The organism is Desulfovulcanus sp. (genome assembly GCF_982781345.1).
Genome location: NZ_CEYAEZ010000049.1, coordinates 1 through 19,782 on the forward strand (window position 1 = coordinate 1; position 19,782 = coordinate 19,782).

The 19,782-nt window shown below is 42.9% G+C and carries 17 protein-coding genes; 6 read left to right on the forward strand and 11 right to left on the reverse strand.

Annotation, left to right across the window (positions count from 1 at the left end; genetic code table 11):
- Positions 1-242: 242 nt before the first annotated feature.
- From AC3WVG_RS08320 to AC3WVG_RS08335, 4 genes are all read right to left on the reverse strand, one after another.
- Positions 243-809 carry a nucleoside deaminase gene (locus AC3WVG_RS08320; RefSeq protein WP_488797679.1) on the reverse strand — a complete coding sequence of 189 codons (567 nt, stop codon included), beginning with the start codon at positions 807-809 and terminating at the stop codon, positions 243-245.
- 140 nt (positions 810-949) lie between these two features.
- A complete protein-coding gene (locus AC3WVG_RS08325; RefSeq protein ID WP_488797680.1) occupies positions 950-1,852 on the reverse strand; it encodes a DMT family transporter in 903 nt (300 codons plus the stop codon).
- A gap of 46 nt (positions 1,853-1,898) precedes the next feature.
- Complete coding sequence (locus AC3WVG_RS08330; RefSeq protein ID WP_488797681.1) at positions 1,899-2,804, reverse strand: PP-loop family protein; 906 nt, start codon at positions 2,802-2,804, stop codon at positions 1,899-1,901.
- Between the two features lie 61 nt (positions 2,805-2,865).
- Positions 2,866-3,063 carry a ubiquitin family protein gene (locus tag AC3WVG_RS08335; protein ID WP_252380109.1) on the reverse strand — a complete coding sequence of 66 codons (198 nt, stop codon included), beginning with the start codon at positions 3,061-3,063 and terminating at the stop codon, positions 2,866-2,868.
- Between the two features lie 48 nt (positions 3,064-3,111).
- On the opposite strand from AC3WVG_RS08335, the gene AC3WVG_RS08340 reads away from it, so the two are divergent.
- Positions 3,112-3,510, forward strand: coding sequence for a response regulator (locus AC3WVG_RS08340; protein WP_252380108.1), 399 nt, complete (start codon positions 3,112-3,114; stop codon positions 3,508-3,510).
- Positions 3,511-3,521: 11 nt separating this feature from the next.
- Here AC3WVG_RS08340 and mltG read toward each other — a convergent pair whose 3' ends face one another.
- The 6 genes from mltG to AC3WVG_RS08370 form a co-directional block, all read right to left on the reverse strand.
- Positions 3,522-4,532 (reverse strand): endolytic transglycosylase MltG, encoded by a 1,011-nt coding sequence (mltG, locus tag AC3WVG_RS08345; protein WP_252380107.1) that lies wholly within the window; start codon positions 4,530-4,532, stop codon positions 3,522-3,524.
- Between the two features lie 45 nt (positions 4,533-4,577).
- Positions 4,578-4,994, reverse strand: coding sequence for a Holliday junction resolvase RuvX (gene ruvX / locus AC3WVG_RS08350; RefSeq protein ID WP_252380186.1), 417 nt, complete (start codon positions 4,992-4,994; stop codon positions 4,578-4,580).
- Between the two features lie 131 nt (positions 4,995-5,125).
- Positions 5,126-8,668, reverse strand: a complete 3,543-nt coding sequence (locus AC3WVG_RS08355) for an FAD-binding and (Fe-S)-binding domain-containing protein (RefSeq protein WP_488797682.1) — start codon at positions 8,666-8,668, stop codon at positions 5,126-5,128.
- Positions 8,669-8,846: 178 nt separating this feature from the next.
- Positions 8,847-9,737 carry a polyprenyl synthetase family protein gene (locus AC3WVG_RS08360; RefSeq protein ID WP_488797683.1) on the reverse strand — a complete coding sequence of 297 codons (891 nt, stop codon included), beginning with the start codon at positions 9,735-9,737 and terminating at the stop codon, positions 8,847-8,849.
- Between the two features lie 27 nt (positions 9,738-9,764).
- Positions 9,765-9,977, reverse strand: coding sequence for an exodeoxyribonuclease VII small subunit (xseB, locus tag AC3WVG_RS08365; RefSeq protein ID WP_488797684.1), 213 nt, complete (start codon positions 9,975-9,977; stop codon positions 9,765-9,767).
- Between the two features lie 63 nt (positions 9,978-10,040).
- A complete protein-coding gene (locus AC3WVG_RS08370) occupies positions 10,041-11,675 on the reverse strand; it encodes a glycosyltransferase family 4 protein (RefSeq protein WP_488797685.1) in 1,635 nt (544 codons plus the stop codon).
- A 286-nt stretch (positions 11,676-11,961) separates the two neighbouring features.
- Between AC3WVG_RS08370 and AC3WVG_RS08375 the strand changes: the two genes are divergently transcribed.
- The 5 genes from AC3WVG_RS08375 (at position 11,962) to AC3WVG_RS08395 (ending at position 18,321) form a co-directional block, all read left to right on the forward strand.
- Complete coding sequence (locus AC3WVG_RS08375) at positions 11,962-13,425, forward strand: GGDEF domain-containing protein (protein ID WP_488797686.1); 1,464 nt, start codon at positions 11,962-11,964, stop codon at positions 13,423-13,425.
- 392 nt (positions 13,426-13,817) lie between these two features.
- Positions 13,818-14,840, forward strand: coding sequence for a TRAP transporter substrate-binding protein (locus AC3WVG_RS08380; RefSeq protein ID WP_488797687.1), 1,023 nt, complete (start codon positions 13,818-13,820; stop codon positions 14,838-14,840).
- Positions 14,841-14,908: 68 nt separating this feature from the next.
- Entirely contained in the window at positions 14,909-15,418 is a 510-nt protein-coding gene (locus tag AC3WVG_RS08385; RefSeq protein WP_488797688.1) for a TRAP transporter small permease, read from the forward strand.
- An 83-nt stretch (positions 15,419-15,501) separates the two neighbouring features.
- A complete protein-coding gene (locus tag AC3WVG_RS08390) occupies positions 15,502-16,860 on the forward strand; it encodes a TRAP transporter large permease (protein WP_488797689.1) in 1,359 nt (452 codons plus the stop codon).
- Between the two features lie 168 nt (positions 16,861-17,028).
- Positions 17,029-18,321, forward strand: a complete 1,293-nt coding sequence (locus AC3WVG_RS08395) for a phenylacetate--CoA ligase (protein WP_488797690.1) — start codon at positions 17,029-17,031, stop codon at positions 18,319-18,321.
- A gap of 142 nt (positions 18,322-18,463) precedes the next feature.
- Here AC3WVG_RS08395 and AC3WVG_RS08400 read toward each other — a convergent pair whose 3' ends face one another.
- Complete coding sequence (locus tag AC3WVG_RS08400) at positions 18,464-19,138, reverse strand: phosphoadenosine phosphosulfate reductase family protein (RefSeq protein WP_488797691.1); 675 nt, start codon at positions 19,136-19,138, stop codon at positions 18,464-18,466.
- Positions 19,139-19,782: the final 644 nt, after the last annotated feature.

Here is a 19,782-nt window from a genome sequence, read left to right on the forward strand (position 1 = left end):
TTAACACATTGAAATATTAGATTATTTACTCAACAACACTGGAAACTTGGGTTAACTATCCTACCTGAAAAATTAAGCAAGACTTATTTAGATGAGATAGCCCTGGGCAGGGATATGTTTGCCATTGACGGCTGTAAATTACCAAGCAATGCTTCCAAGGAATGGAGTGGAACAAGGACGGGGTTTAAGAAAAAGGTGGCTGAGATGGAGAAGGCGATAGAGAAGATGGTGAGCAGGCACAGTCATCCATTATAAATAATACCGCCCTTATCTTTATAAAGCTTCAGGATTTCCTCTGCTTCCTTTGCGAGTAGCCCCTCTTCAACTATAATCCCTGCATTTTTTAAATACTGCCAGGATTTATCAAAAACAGGCCCTTCATCAAAGCCAATGGCCCTGGCAGCTTTGCCTGAAGCCCCGAAAACAATCCGCTTGACCCCAGACCAGAGCGTTGCTCCTAGGCACATGGCGCACGGTTCACTGGATGAAAAGAGTTCATATTCACCAGTATCGCCTAAAGAGTAGCTACCTACTCTTTTTTGGGCCATGAGAAAGGCCACGATTTCGGCGTGGAGTACACTTAAATTGGACCAGGTGACGAGGTTGATACCTACTGAGACTAACTTGCCACTATTCATTTCAAAAATAGCAGCGCCAAAAGGACCCCCTGTATTGTTTTCTACATTGGCTTTGGCCAGGGAAAGGGCCAGGTGCATTTTTTCTTCATCAGAGTTAATATTCTGGTTTAGCCGGACTGATTTTTTTAGCCAGTCCGGATAATCAATTTGGATAATGGGCAGTGTGTCCATATTTTATGATACGCTTGCAAAAACTTCGCTTCGCTGTTTTAGCAGGCTTAGTTCAAGGTTCAAAGTTCAATGTTTTTAAGGTGTTAAACTATTACAAGTTTGCAAAAAGTCAAAAAATTGAGTTTTTGCAGTTAAATCTTTTATGTTTTGCTACGGGTTGACAAAATGATTCCTAACGCAATCAATACAATGCCCGCACCATGAAACCATCGAAGGGATTCTCCCAGAAATATAATGGCCATAATGCTGCCAAACACGGGCATCAGATGTATAAATAGCCCGGCGCGGTTTGCCCCTACAAGTTCCACACCTCGGTTATAGCAGAGGTAGGAAAGAATCGATGGGAAAATCGCTACATAGCCAATAGCCAGTAGAGTAGGGCGATTGAAGGAGATGGAGCGCATGGTAAAGGTCTCCCACAAATAGAGAGGCAGCAGCAACAGTGAGCCGATAATGAACGTGGTGGCCAGAAAGCTAAGCGGATGTACGGAGGGCCGCTTGCGCAACATCACTGAATAACCAGCATAGGAGATCACAGCGATGAAGATAAGGACGTCGCCACGGTTCATTGACAGCGAACTCAGCATCTTCAAGTTGCCTTGCGCAATGATAATAAAGGCTCCGATTAAGGAGATCACGACACCAATGCCTTGCATGACAGTAATTTTTTCCCGGAATATCAGGAAGGACATGGCCACGATCAGCACTGGCATAATCGACTGCATTAGGAAAGCGTTGATTGCAATGGTCCACTGAAGGCCGATATAAAGCAACGTATTGAACGAAGCGATACCAATGGCCGAAAGAAGCAGCAGTATAGGCCAGTTGCTCCGTAACGTGTCCCAGTCTCGTTTTAAATGGGGTATTGCCGGCCAAAGCACCAGCAGCGATGCGCAGGACCAACGCCAAAAGGCCAGCGCAACCGGTGGCACATCAGCGCGTACAGCCCGGCCTATAATAAAATTGCCAGACCAGAAAAGTACAGCTAATGTAAGTAAAAGATATGGTAAATTATAGATATTTAAGCTTATATTCTTTTGCATGCTCTCAACCATTTTTCAATAATTATTAGCCGAGGCTACTTTACCCCTACTTCATGACACCCATCATTTTCTTGATCCGGCACACACCACATAGTTCCCCTGAGGTAGGATAACCACATTCGGGGCATGGGTTGAGTTCCTGACCCTGTTTTTGTTCCAGAAGCTTGAAGGCTTTTTGTCCCCGTTTTAAAAATCCTTCGTAAAATTGGAGTTTGCGACCGGGTTGGTTAAATTCAAGTTCGTCCAGAAGTTGTTTATAATAGGTAAAACTGGCTCCGGAGCTATACGGGCAGGGGGTAAAACCGTACTCAATTCCTACCAGATAACACAAATTGGCAGTTTCAAATTCTGTCAAACGATACAAGGGTTTGACCTTGCGCATAAAGCCATTTTCAGCAGGGAGAAGTGGCCCCTGGTCACTAAGGTAGGCTGTATCCCAGCGCAGGGTGTTCGAAAGCAGTCTTGCCACTTCATCGTTTAAGTTGTGACCTGTGGCCAGGACAGTGAATCCATGGTCCAGGGCAAATTTGTTAAAATAATACCTCTTGATTTGACCACATACCGAGCAAACAGGACGCCTGATTCTTTTTTTGACTTCCGGAATTGCCAACCCTTCATTTTTTATTTCCAAAATTTTCAATTTAATGTTAAACTTTTTACAAAAGTTGGTTGTAATTTCCCTGGCCTTTTCAGAAGAATCCGGGATAGCCAGGTCAATATGGAGGCCGGTGACATCATAGCCAAGATTGGCCAGTTGCCAGGTAAGGGCCAGAGAGTCCTTGCCTCCACTTATGGCTACCAGGACTTTATCATTTTGGGTCAGGAGTTTGTGATCCTTGATGGCCTTTTCTACCTGGCGTTTAAAAAACAGTAGATAACAGTCTGCGCAAAAAGCGGTGTTATGGCTGGGCAAGGCCACTACAGCTTGTTTTTGACATCTTCTGCATTTCATTTTTTGTATCCTTTGGCTCTGTTAAATTGAGTATATCTTGCCGTTTGTAATGATTTCTTTTTTAACCTCTAGAAATAACAAGACGAATGGTTATGTTATCATTGTGGTAAAGGCGTCTGTCAGGTGTTAAAAGTTGACCATCGCGGATAACCAAGGCTTGGGTAGGGCGCAAATTTAATTTATTCAAAAGACTGAGGACTGTCTTGGGCCTCCTGGGCAACTCGATTTCTTTGTTTTCAGGCTCGATAAAGACTTTCATAAGTTAATCCTCTCAGGGCTAATAGTTAAAACTTAAAAGGAGAAAGTCATGAAGGGAAAAATTTTAGTTATTGATGACGAATTACACATCCGTATGCTCTATCAAGAGGAACTGGAAGATAAAGGTTATGATGTCATCACCTCGAATGGGAGTGATAATATTTTAAAAATCATCGAAAAGGAAGAGCCAGATGTCGTGATTTTAGATATTAAGTTGGATGGCAACAAGTGTGGTCTGGATATCCTGCAGGAAATCCGCACCAGAGACCAGGACGTCAAAATCATTCTCTGCACTGCCTACGACAGTTTTCAGCACGATGTAAAGTCTATTGCTGCGGATTACTATGTGGTTAAGTCTGTCGACCTGACTGAACTTATGGATAAAGTGGAGCAGGCTCTATCTGCACGGTCTCGTCAAACTCGGTCCCACCAAAAGCTGGATGAATAATGTAGCTATATTTACCTCTTTCTTCTTATCTGATATTTATATACGGCCATATTGTGTTCTTTAAGGCTTGAACTAAAGAAGTGAGTGCCGTCTCCTTTGGCCACAAAATAGAGATAGTTATGTTTTTCCGGGTTCAATGCCGCTTTTATGGATGCAAGGCCTGGCGAACAGATTGGGCCAGGAGGCAGGCCTTTATGGGTATAAGTGTTGTATGCATTTTGTTTATCTTGAAGGTGCTTTTTAGTCAGGTTGCCATCAAATTTTGGCCCTAACCCGTAGATTACGGTAGGATCACACTGTAAAAGCATTCCCTTCTTAAGTCTATTAAAAAAAACACCGGCTATGCGTTTTCTTTCTTCTGGCCGTGCTGTTTCTTTTTCTACCAACGAGGCCAGGATTAACTTTTGATATATTTGATTAAAAGATAAGCCTGTCCACAGGTCCCTGGTCTTTTGCCAGAATTCTTGAATAAATATACCAACAATTTCTTGCCCGCTGTAGTTTTTGGATTTGGATAAAAAATAGGTTTCCGGAAATAAAAAACCTTCTGCCGAAGGCGCATGAATGGACATACGGTCAAGAAAAGAGCGCTCTGTAATACTTCGGGCAAATTCGTCAAAGGAACAGAAACCATTTTTTTCCACTAATCTTCCAATTTGCCACCAGGTTAAACCCTCCGGAATTCTAAGAGGATATAACACTTCAGAACCTTTGGTTAACTGGTCCAGAATTTTGGCTAAGGACCAGGAAGGACTGAGTTTAAACTGGCCGGCCTGGATCTTGTGGGCCTCACCGTTCAACTTGGCCCCAAGAATAAAAATTTGTGGATGCTTAATGATTTTTTGGTTATAAAGGAGGGCGGCAACTTCTTTTAGAGATTGACCGGGCTTTATGTGTACAATCTTATCTGGGCCGTATCCAGCCTGAGGCTGGGTCCATGACCGGTATACATAGATTAGTGTGGAAAGGAAAATTACAGACAGGAACAGGCAAAAGAGAAGAACCAAGCGTAATTTGTTCATATCGTTTTAAAACCATGCTTCTCAAGTTCACCACATCATAACTTATTAACCCTGTGAAGCCCTGTTCAGAAATGATTCCAAAATCAGCACTGCTGATAACTCATCCAGATATTTTTTGCGTTTTTTCCCTTTGATTCCTTGTCTTTTTAGCCGACTTTCAGCTTCATAGGAAGTCAGGGCTTCATTGACCGTGTGAATGGGTATGGCGGTGCGTCGTTTAAGGCTGGCAATAAAATTATGCACCTGCCTGGTTGTCAAGGTTTCCTGGCCATCAAGACCTATGGGCAGGCCCACGACAATAGCTTCTATATTTTTTTCACGAATTAGTTGCATTAACCGGGAAAAAAATTCATCACGCGTAGTTCTGATAATGGTGGTCAGGGGAAAGGCCATACGTCCCTCAGGATCGGATATGGCCAAGCCGACGCGTTTTATTCCAAAATCAATACCCAGATAGCGCATGATTTTTTTTAGAGGAAGGAAGATGAGAAATTGAGAAGATAAGAAGTTTGGAGAACACGGTGGCAAATGAAGTATGGAGTGTCCTGATTTCATAACTTCCCATCTTCCCAGCTTCTTAGTTTCCCAACTTCCTACAATTTTATAACTCTCTGGTTATCTTTTACTTTTCCTTTTTTGAGGGCCTTTAAAAACTCTGTCTTCCATTTTGGCCCACCTACTTGTTCAGCCAGAAATTCGACTGTATGCAAAACCCTATGCTTATCTTTTAACTCCATGAGGCTCCTTTTGATTCCGATTTTACACGAAGGACAGCCAACTAAAATGGGTAACTTCTGGGAGTAAGAGGGTAAGACTTCGCGCAGACGTTCAATTTTTTGGTCTCTTATGCGGTTATATATTTCAGGGGAGGTCAAGGCTCCCATACCACTCTCACCACAGCACCCGGGATTAATCCGAACTTGGCTGTTCAGGAATTCGCCCAGGTTTTGGGCGTAGATTTGCCCGGCCTTGGCTAGATTTGTCCCTGACCACTCGGCGTGGCAGCTTGGATGATAAATGAGTGTCTGCGGACTATTTTCTGGCTTTATGGACAGGTTTTGCAAGAGATACTGGACCACGTCCATCTGAACCAGGGATGAAGAAGGGCTACTTAAGTCGTAGTCTTTGATTCCTTCCCGGCAGGTTCCACAGGATGTAAGAATATGGCTAGGAACAAGGCCCCTGGAATAGTTTTTTAACACTATCTCTTGGAGAATTTTTTTGTTTTCCTGGGCTATCTTGTGATAAGACTCTGTACAACCAGAAGCCAATAATGGGTAGCCGCAACAGAGGTGGACAGGTGGCAGTATAACCGCGGTATTGGATTTGAGTAAAAGATAGAGCGCGGACAGGCCAATGGAGCGGTAAAAAAGGCCGGCACCACAGCCAGGAAAGTAGATTACAGCCTGTGTAACTCGTGTTTGGTCCGGGACAAAAACAGACCCCTGCTCCAAATGAAGAGCTTCGGCCAGATTTTTATATTCAGTTGTCGGGCCTTTGCCTCGAAATAGAGGGTTGTCCAGTTTCTGCCGCCAGGAAGCAGGGATAAAGCCAACCACTTTGTTTTGAATTTGTTGCCCAATGCTGGCCACTTTGGCTGCTTTGGGCAACAATTGTTGAGGATCCTGGCTTAGAAAGTGAAGTATTTTCTTTTTTAAAGGATGGCCACTGGCATTTTTGGAGTCCAAAAAGGAGCGTGATTCCAGGGCAACCTGGGCATTATTAATTTTTACCGGGCAGACATAGGTGCATTTGCCACACGCAGTACAGTGCTCCATTATTTTGCGTAAGTGTTCCAAAAGTTCAGGGTCTGGTTCACCGGTCAAGAGCTGGGAGTAATAAATAGCCTCTATTAGTGCCCCCAGGGTAATATTTTTGTTCCGAGGGTGGAACAAAAGTCTCTTTTGCGGCAGAAACATCGGGCAAACCTGTTTACATTTTCCACACCTTGAACAAGTTTGAATATCTTTTAGTAAGTTAATTATCTTTTCTTTTTCAGGAATGGCAGTTTTTTTGATATCTTCAATAAGTTGATTGAAAGAAAAGGTATATGGTTCAACAGGAATTTCTTTCTGGGTTAGTTTATTGGGATTGAAAATATTATTTGGATCAACAATCCTTTTATATTCCCGTAGGGCCTTGATTTTCTCTTCGGCCAGGTAGCCAATTTTGGTTACACCAATGCCATGTTCTCCTGAAATTTGACCGCCAATACGTAACACCTCAGAAAATACTTTAGACGCGGCTTCTTCGGCCAGGTGGAGCATTTCGCGGTCATTGGAATTTACAGGAATGTTTACATGGCAATTGCCATCACCGGCATGCATGTGATTGGCTATAATTATTCGGGTCAGGAAGAGGTTTTCTAAAATGTCTTCTAATTCATTCTGTAGTTTTGGATACCTGGATTTTAGATCCTGAAAAAAGAATCTTATCTGTAGCTCCAGTTCCTGTTCCGGCAGTTCATCTTTGGTTAACCTGCCTTTGAGGATATCCGAGGTTACATCCAACTCCATGTGAATGAACTCATCATCAATATCCACCCCTGTGAGATTGTTTACTTTCAACAGGGCCTTACGGTAGGCCAGAGCTAGATAGTAAAGATTTAAATTTTCAATAAAATCAGAAAATTCAGGGACTACTTCCAGGGGGATGACTACATCTTCATTGATTTTAAATCCGCTGGTGCGTTTGGTAATGGCCGAGAGTTTATGCCTGTCCTCCCAGAAGTGTTCAGCTTCTTTTTCATCTCTGGCCACAAAAATATCCACTCCTTCATAAGGGGTGGCAATATCCACTATTCTCTGCACAGCCTCATCCAAGGCTTGGGCATCATTAGAATCCAGCTGGAGAATGAGCACTGAAATGGGGTGGCCTTCGTACCTGGTGGATTTTGTCTTGTAATCAATGGCCTGGACATATTTGGTCCCGAACTCTTCTAGGGCTGAAATCTTTACCAGGTCGCCATTTCGTCTGATCTCGTCACGAAACGCTACTACATCCTTGATGACGTGCATGGCGTTGCGCATGGATTTGCCAAAAAATTCCAGACACAAGACTTTGGACAGAGACATTTTCGGGTGCAAGGTAAAACAGACTTCAGTGATGACTCCGTCCACTCCTTCCTTTTGAATACCAGGCAACCCTCCTAAATATTTATTGGTTACGTCTTTTCCCAGGCCTGGGGTTCTGATTTCGGAGCCCTTTAGTGTGATTACTTCTTTTAATTTACCTTGGGCGTTGTAAATTTCAAAGACAGCTGTCTCATCGGGCAGAATTTTATGCCGAGGATGGTCTTTGCGCTTTACCTCAATGAGTTCTCCGGAGGGCAAGACCATTTTGTAGCTTAAGATATTGTCCAGAGTTGTGCCGTATTCAAAGGCGAATGGTCCTCCTGCATTTTCCGAGACATTTCCGCCCAGAGAGGAAGCAGCCTTGGATGCAGGATCAACAGTAAAAAGCAGTCCCTTTTCATCTGCGGCCTTGATGGCATCTAAGGTAATGACCCCGGTTTGAGCGCATAAAACCATATCCTTTTCATCGATGGAAAGGATTTTTTTCATCATGCTCATGCTTAAGATCACAGAACGCTGGGCCCCTGGAATAGCGCCTCCGGTCAAACCTGAACCACCCCCACGGGGAATGAGGGCGAAATTCATTTCATTGGCAAGCCGTGTAATTTCCTGTATCTGTTCCGTAGTCTCCGGGAAAAGGACCATTAAAGGCAGTTCCATGCGTAGATCAGTGGCATCTGTCGAACATTCGGCAATTATGTTGGGAGCCAGGCCAATGTTTTCAGAAGGCAGGATAGAGGATAGTCTTTTGATGAGCTTGTTCTTAAATTCCTGGTCTTGCTCAAATTCGCGCCAGTAATTCTCCAGACAGGTTGAGATGATCTGATAATAGGTTGAAGAAAGGGTATTTTTTTCAGTCTCCAGCCTGGACCAGACACTTTGGCGTACCAGTTCAGGCTTGATAAAGGGGTTGTAGCGGATAATGAAAATTTCCGCGGCCAGGCTTAAAGCCAATTCCTGGACGGATTCAGGCCACGAGCGGAACTGCTCCAAATTGAGTTTTAAGACCCTTTTTATCAGACGTTCTGAAGCAAGAGAGATATGTGGTTTTCTTTGAGCCATGATGTAAAAAACCTTTTATTTGCAGTTAGGTTGAAGAAAAATAGATAGTTTACCCCGAAAGATGTTGGAAGGCAAGAAGTTGGGTAAGAGGCAAAAAAAGTAAAATGGTTAGGGGGTTAGAAGGGTAAGGGGGCAAGAGGTAAAAAGATTAAGTGCCCACATTTTTCTTTTTTTGGCCTTAATTAACTCTATCAACTATGTATTGGGCCAACTCGGCCAGAAAGTCTTTTTCCCGGCCAGTGTATTTATCTAAACTGGCTATAGCTTTTTGCGCGCATTCCTGGGCCAGTTCACGACTTTTTGTAAGTCCCAGCAGTGCAGGATAGGTAACTTTACCCTGATCCTGGTCGCTACCAATGGGTTTGCCCAGTTCTTGTTCATCACCGACAATATCTAGAATGTCGTCAACGATCTGAAAGGCCAGCCCAATGGCCTGCCCATATTCTCGGGCCATTTTTTCATCATCTTCATCGGCTCCTGCAGATTTGGCAAGAATAGCCCCGGAGACACAGGATCCCCGGATCAGGGCACCTGTTTTCATGCGGTGCATTTTTTGAAGTTCCTTGAGGTCAAGAAAATTTTTTCCGGTATAGAGCATATCCAAAACCTGACCACCCACCATACCTGCCGGTCCGGATGCCCAAGCAATTTCCCGGGTTGCTGAGACAATCAAATGGGAGGGCAGGGGAGCGGAAAGCATCAGGGAAAAAGCATGTGTTAAAAGTCCGTCTCCAGCCAGAATTGCCAGAGCTTCGCCAAATACTTTGTGGTTAGTGGGTTTGCCTCGGCGGAGATCATCGTTGTCCATGGCTGGCAGGTCATCGTGGATAAGGGAGTATGTGTGGATGAGTTCGATGCCGCAGGCAAAAGGCAAAACCTGTTCGAGATTAACTCCAAGCATCTTGGCCCAGGTTAGGCAAAGGACCGGGCGGATGCGTTTTCCTCCGGCCAGCAGACTGTATTCCATGGCTTTGACCAGGTCGCAGGGAATCCCTTGACCTTTGACACATTGGGAAAGGTAGAAGTTTACCTCCTGAGTATAAACTTTCAGCTCTTCTTTAAAGTTCATTGTTATTACCCTTCATTTCTCTACTTATCACTCTTCCTTGTCTTGTTCAGTTTCCTGGATGAAAACGCTTACTTCATGTTTGGCTTTTTCCAGTTGCTGGCGGCAAGAGTTAACCAGGGAAAGTCCTTGTTTAAATAAATCTACTCCCTTTTCCAGTGGCAGGTCCCCTTGCTCTAATTGCTCGACTATCTTTTGTAATTTTTGCAGGTTTTTTTCAAATTCGCTGCTTTTTTTTGCCATCTTAAAATTACCCCTGGGGCGTATGAAATGCGTCCCTACATCTTAATCCTTACCCTTTACCTCTTAGTTTATCAACTCCAAAAGGCCCTGTTTCAGACTCCAGAAAATCAAATATTTGGCCATCTCACTGTTTAACTCCTTGGCTGCGCAAAGTCTAAGCACCAGTTTCTTTATGCTGATGGGGCCTCGGGTCAAAAATAAGAGCATGCGCAAGCAATCTTCCTGGATAAATTCATTAACCCCGGCATACACGACAGGAAAATCTTGCCCTTTATAGATGCGTTGTCCCAATTTGCTCCACTTGACGAGTTCATTTTCATTTAAAATTCGGCTGGGATAATGGGAGAATATTTCAGGATAAGGAGTGTTCAAAGGATGAGGTACTGCTTTTTGCTCTGGTTCTATTTTTTGATTCCAAAGATTTTTCCATAGGTTCAGATAGGACAAGATTATTTTAGACCAATCAAAGTGCTGACGAACAAACATAGAGCCAAATTCACCCATCTTGATCCTCAGTTCCTTGTTTTGGATCAAGGTTAGCAGGTTTTTGACCAAAGCAGGCATATCGACCACTACATTTTGAGCCATTAATAGGTGCGACTGATTATCAAAAATAAGGGGAGCCAGGTCGCAGAGCCAGTCCTGAGAGGATGGACCATAGGTAGGAACGAGAAAGCCGCTTTTTTGGTCTTGAACGAGTTCTTTGTATCCATCAAAATCAGAGACAATTACAGGAAGGCCCATGGCCTGGGCCTCTAAAATAGTCAGGCCAAAGGTCTCCTGGTAGTTGTCAGCCAGAGAAATAAAAATGTCCCCCTGGGCCAGGATTTTTTTCTTCAGGGTTTCATCTGGCCGGGGAAATATTTTTAGTGTCAGGCCAATATTTTGACTTAAGTTTTTAAGAGGCTCAAGAAAATCTTCTTCCTCATTCACCCACCCGGCCAGAATCAGAGTTATTTCCTCTTTTTTGACTCCTGCCGTAAAGACTTCCTGTATGGCTCGCAAAAGAGGCAAGAAGTCCATTTTGGAATAATGAGAGATGCGGCCTAAAAAGACCAAGGATACTTTTTCTTCCGAGAGTCCAAGTTCATGACGGATGAGTTTTTTATTTTCAGGGTCCAAAGGAAGAAATTCATCCGTAAAAAGACCTAGCGGAATGGTGAAAAGAGACGGTTCTTTGAAATCGATGCTAAGGTTATAGGATGTGCGTAAATGGTTATAATATTTTTGAATAACTTCTTTGCCACTACTTGATGAGCAAACCAGCGCGTCCCGGGCTGTGCATCCCGGCCAGAGATGGCGAAAGAAATAGAGGCTGTAATGCTGATAGCTTAGAGAGTGGATCATACTGGTAATGGGAAAGATAGTGGAACTGAATCTATTGCGCAGCCTGGAGAGCCCTGCTGGATAATTGATGCAGTCTGATAAGTGAAAGCAAAAATAGTTATACTTTTGCAGGGCCCTTAAGAGTTTTAATCGGGGATAAATGCGCACTTTGCCTGTCAATGTGGGAAGGGATTGGCGAATAAAGTCTTTTAGGTGGTTAATGGTTTTCAGGTCGGGCAAAAAAAAGTGATATTCATCAAAAGGATCGGTTTTGAGCAGAGCTTTCAAGAAAGAACTATTGGCAATTTTGCGACCTAGAATAGGCCCGGCTTCAAAAAAGGGGTCAAGAGATGCCCAAATTTTTTGTTCCATAATTTTTTATCTGTCAATAACTTTGCTTAAACAGTCAATTCTTTCTGCCCTGGGTAGCATGCGTATAAGTATTGGAGTGAGGGGGCTAGGGTTTGGCTTAGTCAAAACTTACGACTCAGGACTAAGATACGCAGCGTTTTCTCATGTCATCCTTAACGATACGTTTTTTCCTTATTCTTCTTCGCTTCGTGAATGGACTTGGAAAATGTAAATGCAGCAACTCACTCACAGCCTGGTATGTAAATTGCTGGAATTACTTTATCTGAGTAGGAAAAGGAGGGCAAGTATGAATCGAGAAAATAAAGATATTTATTTTCTTTTGTTAGATATCCCTGCTGACATTGAAAAGCAGTTTGAGCAAAATTGTCCATCAGGCTGCCGGATAGTTAGCTTAAAGGAACTGGAAAAAATTAATCAGGAATCAGGTCCTAATTGTCCGGCAGTATTTTTTCTACCCGTTGAGAAGTGGGAAAATATTTCCACCTTGGACATTTTTGGAGGCGACTTAAGTATTCAAGTGGTCTTGGTGGTTACTGAAAGAATTTCCTTGGATGCTTATGACTTTCCACCGCCCGAAAATTTTTTGGGCTATTTATATCTCCCTGTAAACAGAAAAAAGTTAACTTATTTCAAGAATAGGGTCGCAGAAGTACATAATTTATATCTTGACCTATACCATATGGCCAGAGAAATTGCCTTGGAAAGAGAACTTTTGGCCAGGAAAAATGAACAACTGGCATTTTTAAATCGTATTTTAGCTAAGGCTACTTTGAGTCTGGATGTGTCCGAGATTTTAGACATGGCCCGGAAAGAGTTTGATGCAGTTCTGGATACCAAAGCGCTTTTAGGGGTGTTTTGGCAGGAAGAAAATGACCTGGAGGCTCAGATCTATCTGCCCTCTACTTCTCCAGGATTGGAGCAAAAGTGGATTGAATATCTTTTACAGGCCAGCCAAAGATTTAATCAGAAAATGATAAAAAATTATCAGGTCAATTATCTAGCATACAAAGTGGATGATTGCTTATTGAAGCCGCAAACATGGCAATTGATTCTGATCCCTTTAAAAATTGGCCAGAAAACTTTTGGGGCCTTGGCAGTGGTTACCAGTCAGGCTTCCAACCTGGGACGAGATCAGGTTCAGATTTTACAAAGTGCGGGTAATCATCTGGGATTGGCCATCCGGAATGCCTTAAAATATAAAAAAGTGCGTATTCAGGCTGATCATGATGGCCTGACCAGAGTTTATAATCGTCAATCTTTTGACAAAAGACTAAGGTTGGAGTTGAAGAGACATCAGCGCCATGGCCATAGTTTGAGTTTGCTTATGTTAGATTTGGATTATTTTAAGAAGATCAATGATACTTATGGTCACTTGGCCGGGGATATGGTTTTGCAAAGGATTGCCAGGCTTTTGAAAAATACAGTTCGGGAGACTGATTTTGTGGCCCGGTATGGGGGCGAAGAATTCGTGTTACTTTTGCCAGAGACTAGTGAAGAAGATGCTTGGCTTCTGGCTCAGAGAATTCGTCAGAATATTCAGAAAATAATTTTTTCATTTCAGGGTAAAAGGTTTAATGTTACCGCCAGCATCGGGGTTGCGTCTTTAAGGCCAGATCCGTTCACACCAGCTGACGTGCTCATTAATCGGGCTGACGAGGCGTTGTATTTAGCTAAAAATAGCGGTCGGAATATGGTCTGCACAACTGGTGGTCATAGAGCTGGTCGTCAGTGCCTGCAAAAGTGTAATTGATTAAAAAGCTGCTTGAGTTGACAGGTAGGGAAGAAAGTTTTGCTTCTTCCCTGAATTAGCCTGCCCTGTCCTCATAGTTATTTAGGCATTTAGGACTGAGAAACAGAGCAAATTGCATATGTTGCTTATAGTATTTAAAAAACTCAACCCTCCAAATGCCTGGCCTTTACCTCTAATTTCCCTCTCCGATACACTGTAGACTTTTTACAGTCGCACCAACATATATTTTTCTCATCCAGACTTTGCTATTCATAGCCTCTAGCTAAGAATTTTATGAGGCTATCCTCTTTCTTGTCTTTTTACGTATTGACTGCTGATTTTAAATAAGGCTAAACTATTGAGATCACAAATTCAGCATTGCATTGTCTAGATTTAATTAGGAGGTAGGATAAGTGAGCAGAAAACTAGGGTCTTTTGTATTGGGCTTGTTTTTTTTCCTGTCAATGTTTTGTTTTTACATGCCTGTACCTGTCATGGCCGGTGGGCCAATTGTCTTGAATTATGCTAATTTTCCACCAGCTCCTACTTTTCCTTGTGTTCAGATGGAGGAGTGGAAAAGAAAGGTTGAAGAGCGCACTAAAGGCAAAGTTCTTATTCAGACATATCCTGGCGGCACCTTGCTCAAGGCCAAGGGCATGATGGACGGGGTTATTGCAGGTACAGCAGATATTGGTTGTCTTTGTATGGCCTATCAGCCAGGACGTTTCCCTATCACTAATGCTATTTCTTTGCCTCTGGGTCTTCCTAATTCCAGGGTAGCAAGTCTTGTTTTATGGGAGTTATATAAAAAATATACTCCGAGGTCTTTTGCCAAAGTAAAGGTGCTGACCATGTTTACTACCGCTCCTTCTAACATTATGTCTAAAATTCCCATCAGAACTTTAGAGGATATAAAAGGCGTTCCCTTGCGTGCCTCCGGCGGAGCAGCCCAGATATTGAAAGCGTGGGGAGCGAACCGCGTGGGAATGCCCATGCCAGAGACTCCGGAAGCCTTGCAAAAAGGCGTGGTCAAGGGATTATTTTCTTCTCTTGAAGTACTGAAAGATTTTAAGTTCGCCGAACTTTGTAAGTATGTGACAATCACCAACACTGCTGTATATCCTTTTGCTGTTGTTATGAATATGGATTCCTGGAACAGACTGCCAAAAGATGTGCAAAAAGTCATGGAGGACTTAGGTAGAGAGCAATGTATATGGACCGGTACTTATATGGATAACCATGTAGCTGAAGCTCTTGAATGGTCACAAAAGACACAGGGAGTTGAAATTATCAAGCTTAGCAAGGAAGAAAAAGCCAGATGGGATAAGCTTCTGGACCCAATTGTAGATCAGTGGATCAAGGATATGACAGTAAAAGGTCTTCCTGCCGTTCAAATTGTTGAAGACATAAAGAGCATGATTAAAAAATACGAGTAGAGTACAACGTTAAAGGTATACCTGCAAAAAGTGGGGCGAACACATAGGTTCGCCCCTTTGAAAATGCCATGAAATCAATAAATTCAATTCTTGACAGGGCAATCTGCTATTTAAACAGAGTTTTATTGGCGATATCAGGTTGTCTTTTACTAGCTGTAACCATTTTGACATGCTCCAATGTGTTTTTGCGCATGTTTGGCAGACCAATTCCAGGCACTTTTGAGCTAATGGGCTATCTGAGCGCTGTTCTAACAGCTTTTGCCCTTGGTTACACTCAGGTAAGGCGAGGTCATATCGCAGTTGATGTACTTGTTCTCAGGTTCCCCAAAAGAATGCGTAATTTTTTGAATATGATAAATTATTTTATCTGCATGATTTTTTTTGGCTTTGTTGCCTGGCAGATTGCCGAATATGCAGCCACCCTGCGGCAGACCGGTGAGCTTTCCGAGACTTTGCGGATTATTTATTATCCATTTACCTATGGGGTGGCATTAGGTTGTTTTGTTCTTTCTCTTGTTTTTCTGGTTGATTTCTTGAAATCCATACTCAAACGGAGAAACGAAGAAACAGGGAAATAGTAAGACATTATCCTGTTAAACATTGCCGAACTCAGACCCGCAAAGTGGGATTCAACAATACTGGGAAGCAGGGATGTAGCTGTTTGCTCCTGTCCACCATTCACAACCCGGAACTTAAAACTCAAAATTTAATTATGGACCTGACGCTAATAGGTATTATCGGAATAGCTTTTCTTTTAGTGGCACTTTTTTTTCTGGCCATGCCAGTTGGATTTGCCATGGCTGTGGTGGGATTTTGCGGTTTCTGGTACGTGATCTCCTTAAAGGCTGCCGTTACCATGGTAGGATCAGAAATCTGGTCTACATTTTCAAGTTATGGCCTTACAGTAATTCCTCTTTTTATTTTTCTAGGTTACCTGGCTTTTAATTCGGGCATTGCGGAAAGATTGTATAATGCGGCTTATAAATGGTTTGGCCACTGGCCCGGAGGCCTGGCAATTGCCACCATAGGCGCAGATGAACTATTCGCAGCTATCTGTGGCTCCAACACAGCTACAGCAGCCACCATGGGTACAGTAGCCCTGCCTCAAATGAGTAAATATAATTATGATACAAGACTTAGCAGTGGGACAATAGTAACCGGCGGCACACTGGGGACACTTATGCCGCCTAGCGTAGTTTTAATTATTATCGGCCTTCAGACGGAGCAATCAATAATCAAGCTTTTTCTTGGTGGTGTATTGCCTGCTTTGCTTCTAGGATCCTTATTTGTCCTTACAATTTTTCTTATCTGCCGTCTTAATCCTGAATTGGGTCCGGCCGGGCCTAAAGCCTCCTGGAAAGAAAGAATAAAATCATTGGCCGGTGTTATCGAAGCCGTGATAATTTTTACTATAGTCATTGGTGGGTTGTATGCAGGCCTGTTTACTCCTACGGAAGCAGGTGCAGTTGGTGTATTTTTTACCCTGATTTTAGCACTTGCCACGCGTAGCCTATCCTGGAAGGGATTTGTTCATTCCGTTGTCGAAACAGTGAAGATTTCCAGCATGGTTTTTTTCCTGATCACAGGAGCGATTATTTTTGGACGTTTCCTGGCCATCACCAGGTTGCCTTTTGCAGTAGCAGAGTTTGCAGCTTCTCTGCCTGTCTCGCCCTATATTATTTTGACTTTTGTGTTGCTTATTTATCTCATAGGCGGTTGTTTTATAGATTCTTTAGGCTTCCTGGTCTTAACTATTCCTATCTTTTTCCCCTTAGGGATAAAGCTTGGTTTTGACCCTGTCTGGTATTCCATACTTTTGACCATGGTTACCACCATGGGGGCCATAACGCCGCCAGTCGGGGTGAACATCTATGTGGTCAAGGCCCTTGCGCCTGAAATCGACCTGAGCATTATTTATAAAAGCGCGAGTATTTTCTTGTTGCCCTGTATTTTGTGTATCATCCTTCTTATAATTTTTCCTGAAATTGTGACCCTGTTGCCTGGTTGGGTTAATGGATAATAAATTTAACCTGAATTGAGCGATTTTTTCCGGAAAGTGTTTTAGTTCCTTTTGCATAGAGTAAATTTAAAATCCGGATATCGAAGTTCGGATTTAGAATCTATAATAATCCACATAAGTCACAGAATCGCTGAATTTAGGTTTAGGTTTAAGTAAGGAGTGTTATTTATGACCAGAACTTTTATGCCAGAGATTAAATCTATTGAGGAATTGCAAGAACTGCAGCTTCAGGGATTGAAATGGACAGTACAGCATGCTTATCAAGGTTCGAAGGATTACAGAAAGAAAATGGACGAGGCTGGAGTTCGTCCAGAAGATATACAAAGTTTAGCGGATCTACAAAAACTTCCCTTTACAACAGCTAAAGACCTTCAGGATGGCTATCCCTTCCCACTTCTTGCTGTGCCGTTAAAGGATGTAGTGCGTATTCATGCTTCGTCTGGTACTACTGGCAAGAGGAAGGTGCTTTGTTATACAAAAAAAGATATAGATGACTGGACTCATTTTTTTGCGCGTTGTTTTGAAATGGCTGAGCTCAACCCTGAAGACAGAGTACAGATAGCTGTAGGCTATGGCGTTTGGACAGCAGGAGCTGGTTTTCAGGCAGCCTGTGAAAGATTTGGAGCCCTGGCTTTGCCTGTAGGGCCTGGCAACCTGGATTTGCAATGCCAGTTTCTGATCGATTTTCAAAGCACTGTTATTTGCTGCACTGCATCAATGGGGCTTCTTTTGGCAGAAGAGGTGAACAGGCGAGGGATAAAAGATAAAATTAGTCTGAAGAAAATGATCTTTGGCTCTGAGCGCTCTAGCGATGCCATGAGAAAACGTATCCAGGAATTACTTGGTCTTGAGCATATGTTTGATATTCCTGGCATGACAGAGTTGTATGGCCCGGGCACAGGACTGGAATGTGTCTGCCATAATGGGATTCATTACTGGGCCGATTATTATATCATTGAGATCATTGATCCCGAGACATTGGAGCCAGTTCCTGAAGGAGAGACAGGCGAGATGGTGGTGACCACCTTGCGTAAGGAGGCTGTGCCACTTATTCGTTATCGTACCAGAGACTTGACAAGGTTGTTGAGTGGAGACTGCCCATGTGGTTGTATTATGCCCAGGCATGATCGAATATTGGGCCGGTCAGACGACATGATTATCTTCAGGGGGGTAAACATTTATCCCGCTCAAATAGACCATATTCTATCAGAGATTAAAGGGTTGGGCAGCGAGTATCAGATCATACTGGAAAGAAAGAATGATGGCAGAGATTATATGCTGATTAAAGTGGAACGAGCTGAAGGCATAGACAGTAGTTTAGATGTTAAGCTTGTTAAAGATGTGCAACAAAGAATAAAAGGACAGCTGATGGTTAGTGTCGGGGTAGAGTTGCTGCCCTATAAGTCTTTGCCAAGGTCAGAGCGCAAAACAAAGCGTGTTTTTGATAACAGGGAAAATTAAATGCAATTGTAACAAGTCGAAATAATTTTAATAAAAACATGGCAAACACAACCGATTAAGATAATTCAGCATTTAAAACTCAACATTCAAAATTTCATGCAAAAACCTAAGTTTTTGCATGAGCATCTGGTACTACTCAGTCCTAAAAATACCCCAGGCTGTTTAGTACAGATAGTTGGTCTTCTTTTTCCTTGTCCCTGCCCGATCTTTCTCCTTCACCTTCTGGAAGACGGGTACAGGGCTTACAACCCAAGGATCGATATCCCTGCTCATACAGAAAGCAATAAGGAAGATTTTCCTGCATGATATATGACCAGATATCCATCTCGCGCCAATGTAGGATAGGGTTGACCTGCATATATTCAGGGTCCTTTCTTTGTTCAAAATAGTCTCTTTTTTCTCTTGATGGGTGTTCATCAAAACGAAGTCCTGTGAGTAAGGTGGTCAAACCATGAGCTCTAACCGCTTTTTGCAGAGGAATTATTTTTAAATCTCGACAGCAGGCAACCTTGTTTTGGGCAATGGGGTAGGTTTCCAAGGTCACTTCGGGCCGGGCAATTATAAGGTCAATCTTCCAGTTGGCCTGAAGGTGATCTCTAAATTTTATGATTTCAGGAAATTTTAGCCCTGTATCCACGTTTAAGGCCTTGGGGTTTGCTCCATATTCTTTTTTTCTTAGGAAATTTTTCCACAGCCAGAGTACTGTGGTAGAGTCTTTGCCTCCTGTCCAGGCTACCGCTATCTTATCAGGGGCGAACCTGGCATAGACCTGTTCGAATATTTTTTGGGTCTGGCTAATTTTTTTCTCTAGATGCAAATGATCTACCTCCACAGATAAATCCACATCCTGGCAAGCCCTTGTTGGAACTGGGACCAGTGTTTTGGATTATCCTCTTAATTGTTGAGGAAATTTCTACCTATATTAAAATCTCTAACAGTAAGGCTTGTCGTTGGCAAATTATTTTTTACGATTCTGTGTTATGAACTTGCCTTTTTTCTTTGCAATTTTTTTAAGGAATATCTGTAGAGTCTGTGGCCTAATTTCCATGGTTTATTCTAGTCTTGGTTTCTTTCATGCTGGTACAAAGACTTTCAATCAGCGGTTAAAATAGGGTTTGGCCACAGGGCTATCTTATCTAATTGTGCTATACTTTCAATATGTTAAAAGACATTACCTTGCGCCAAGCCGCAAAGACGCAAAGGGTTTTTGCGCGAGATTATTCTTTAAAATTAGATGAGATGGCCCTGGGTTTGGCCACAGACTCTGTTGTTCAACAAAAAAAGAGGCGCCACTTAAGGCGCCTCTTTAATGGTAGGTTTGGTCAGAAACTCTGACCCTGGAGGAGGATATAAACCCAGTTACCTAGCCATGCATATTTTTAAACGGGCGAAAGAGTTTAGCCAGCGCTTGTTTTCGGCTCATAACCGGCGGCAAGGACAAACCAGCCACAGCGAATTCAT

Excerpts from the sequence above, each read along its gene's own strand:
- AC3WVG_RS08320 (WP_488797679.1), bottom strand. The coding sequence starts at position 809 with ATGGACACACTGCCCATTATCCAAATTGATTATCCGGACTGGCTAAAA.
- AC3WVG_RS08325 (WP_488797680.1), bottom strand. The coding sequence starts at position 1,852 with ATGCAAAAGAATATAAGCTTAAATATCTATAATTTACCATATCTTTTA.
- AC3WVG_RS08330 (WP_488797681.1), bottom strand. The coding sequence starts at position 2,804 with ATGAAATGCAGAAGATGTCAAAAACAAGCTGTAGTGGCCTTGCCCAGC.
- AC3WVG_RS08335 (WP_252380109.1), bottom strand. The coding sequence starts at position 3,063 with ATGAAAGTCTTTATCGAGCCTGAAAACAAAGAAATCGAGTTGCCCAGG.
- AC3WVG_RS08340 (WP_252380108.1), top strand. The coding sequence starts at position 3,112 with ATGAAGGGAAAAATTTTAGTTATTGATGACGAATTACACATCCGTATG.
- mltG (WP_252380107.1), bottom strand. The coding sequence starts at position 4,532 with ATGAACAAATTACGCTTGGTTCTTCTCTTTTGCCTGTTCCTGTCTGTA.
- ruvX (WP_252380186.1), bottom strand. The coding sequence starts at position 4,994 with ATGCGCTATCTGGGTATTGATTTTGGAATAAAACGCGTCGGCTTGGCC.
- AC3WVG_RS08355 (WP_488797682.1), bottom strand. The coding sequence starts at position 8,668 with ATGGCTCAAAGAAAACCACATATCTCTCTTGCTTCAGAACGTCTGATA.
- AC3WVG_RS08360 (WP_488797683.1), bottom strand. The coding sequence starts at position 9,737 with ATGAACTTTAAAGAAGAGCTGAAAGTTTATACTCAGGAGGTAAACTTC.
- xseB (WP_488797684.1), bottom strand. The coding sequence starts at position 9,977 with ATGGCAAAAAAAAGCAGCGAATTTGAAAAAAACCTGCAAAAATTACAA.
- AC3WVG_RS08370 (WP_488797685.1), bottom strand. The coding sequence starts at position 11,675 with ATGGAACAAAAAATTTGGGCATCTCTTGACCCCTTTTTTGAAGCCGGG.
- AC3WVG_RS08375 (WP_488797686.1), top strand. The coding sequence starts at position 11,962 with ATGAATCGAGAAAATAAAGATATTTATTTTCTTTTGTTAGATATCCCT.
- AC3WVG_RS08385 (WP_488797688.1), top strand. The coding sequence starts at position 14,909 with ATGAAATCAATAAATTCAATTCTTGACAGGGCAATCTGCTATTTAAAC.
- AC3WVG_RS08395 (WP_488797690.1), top strand. The coding sequence starts at position 17,029 with ATGACCAGAACTTTTATGCCAGAGATTAAATCTATTGAGGAATTGCAA.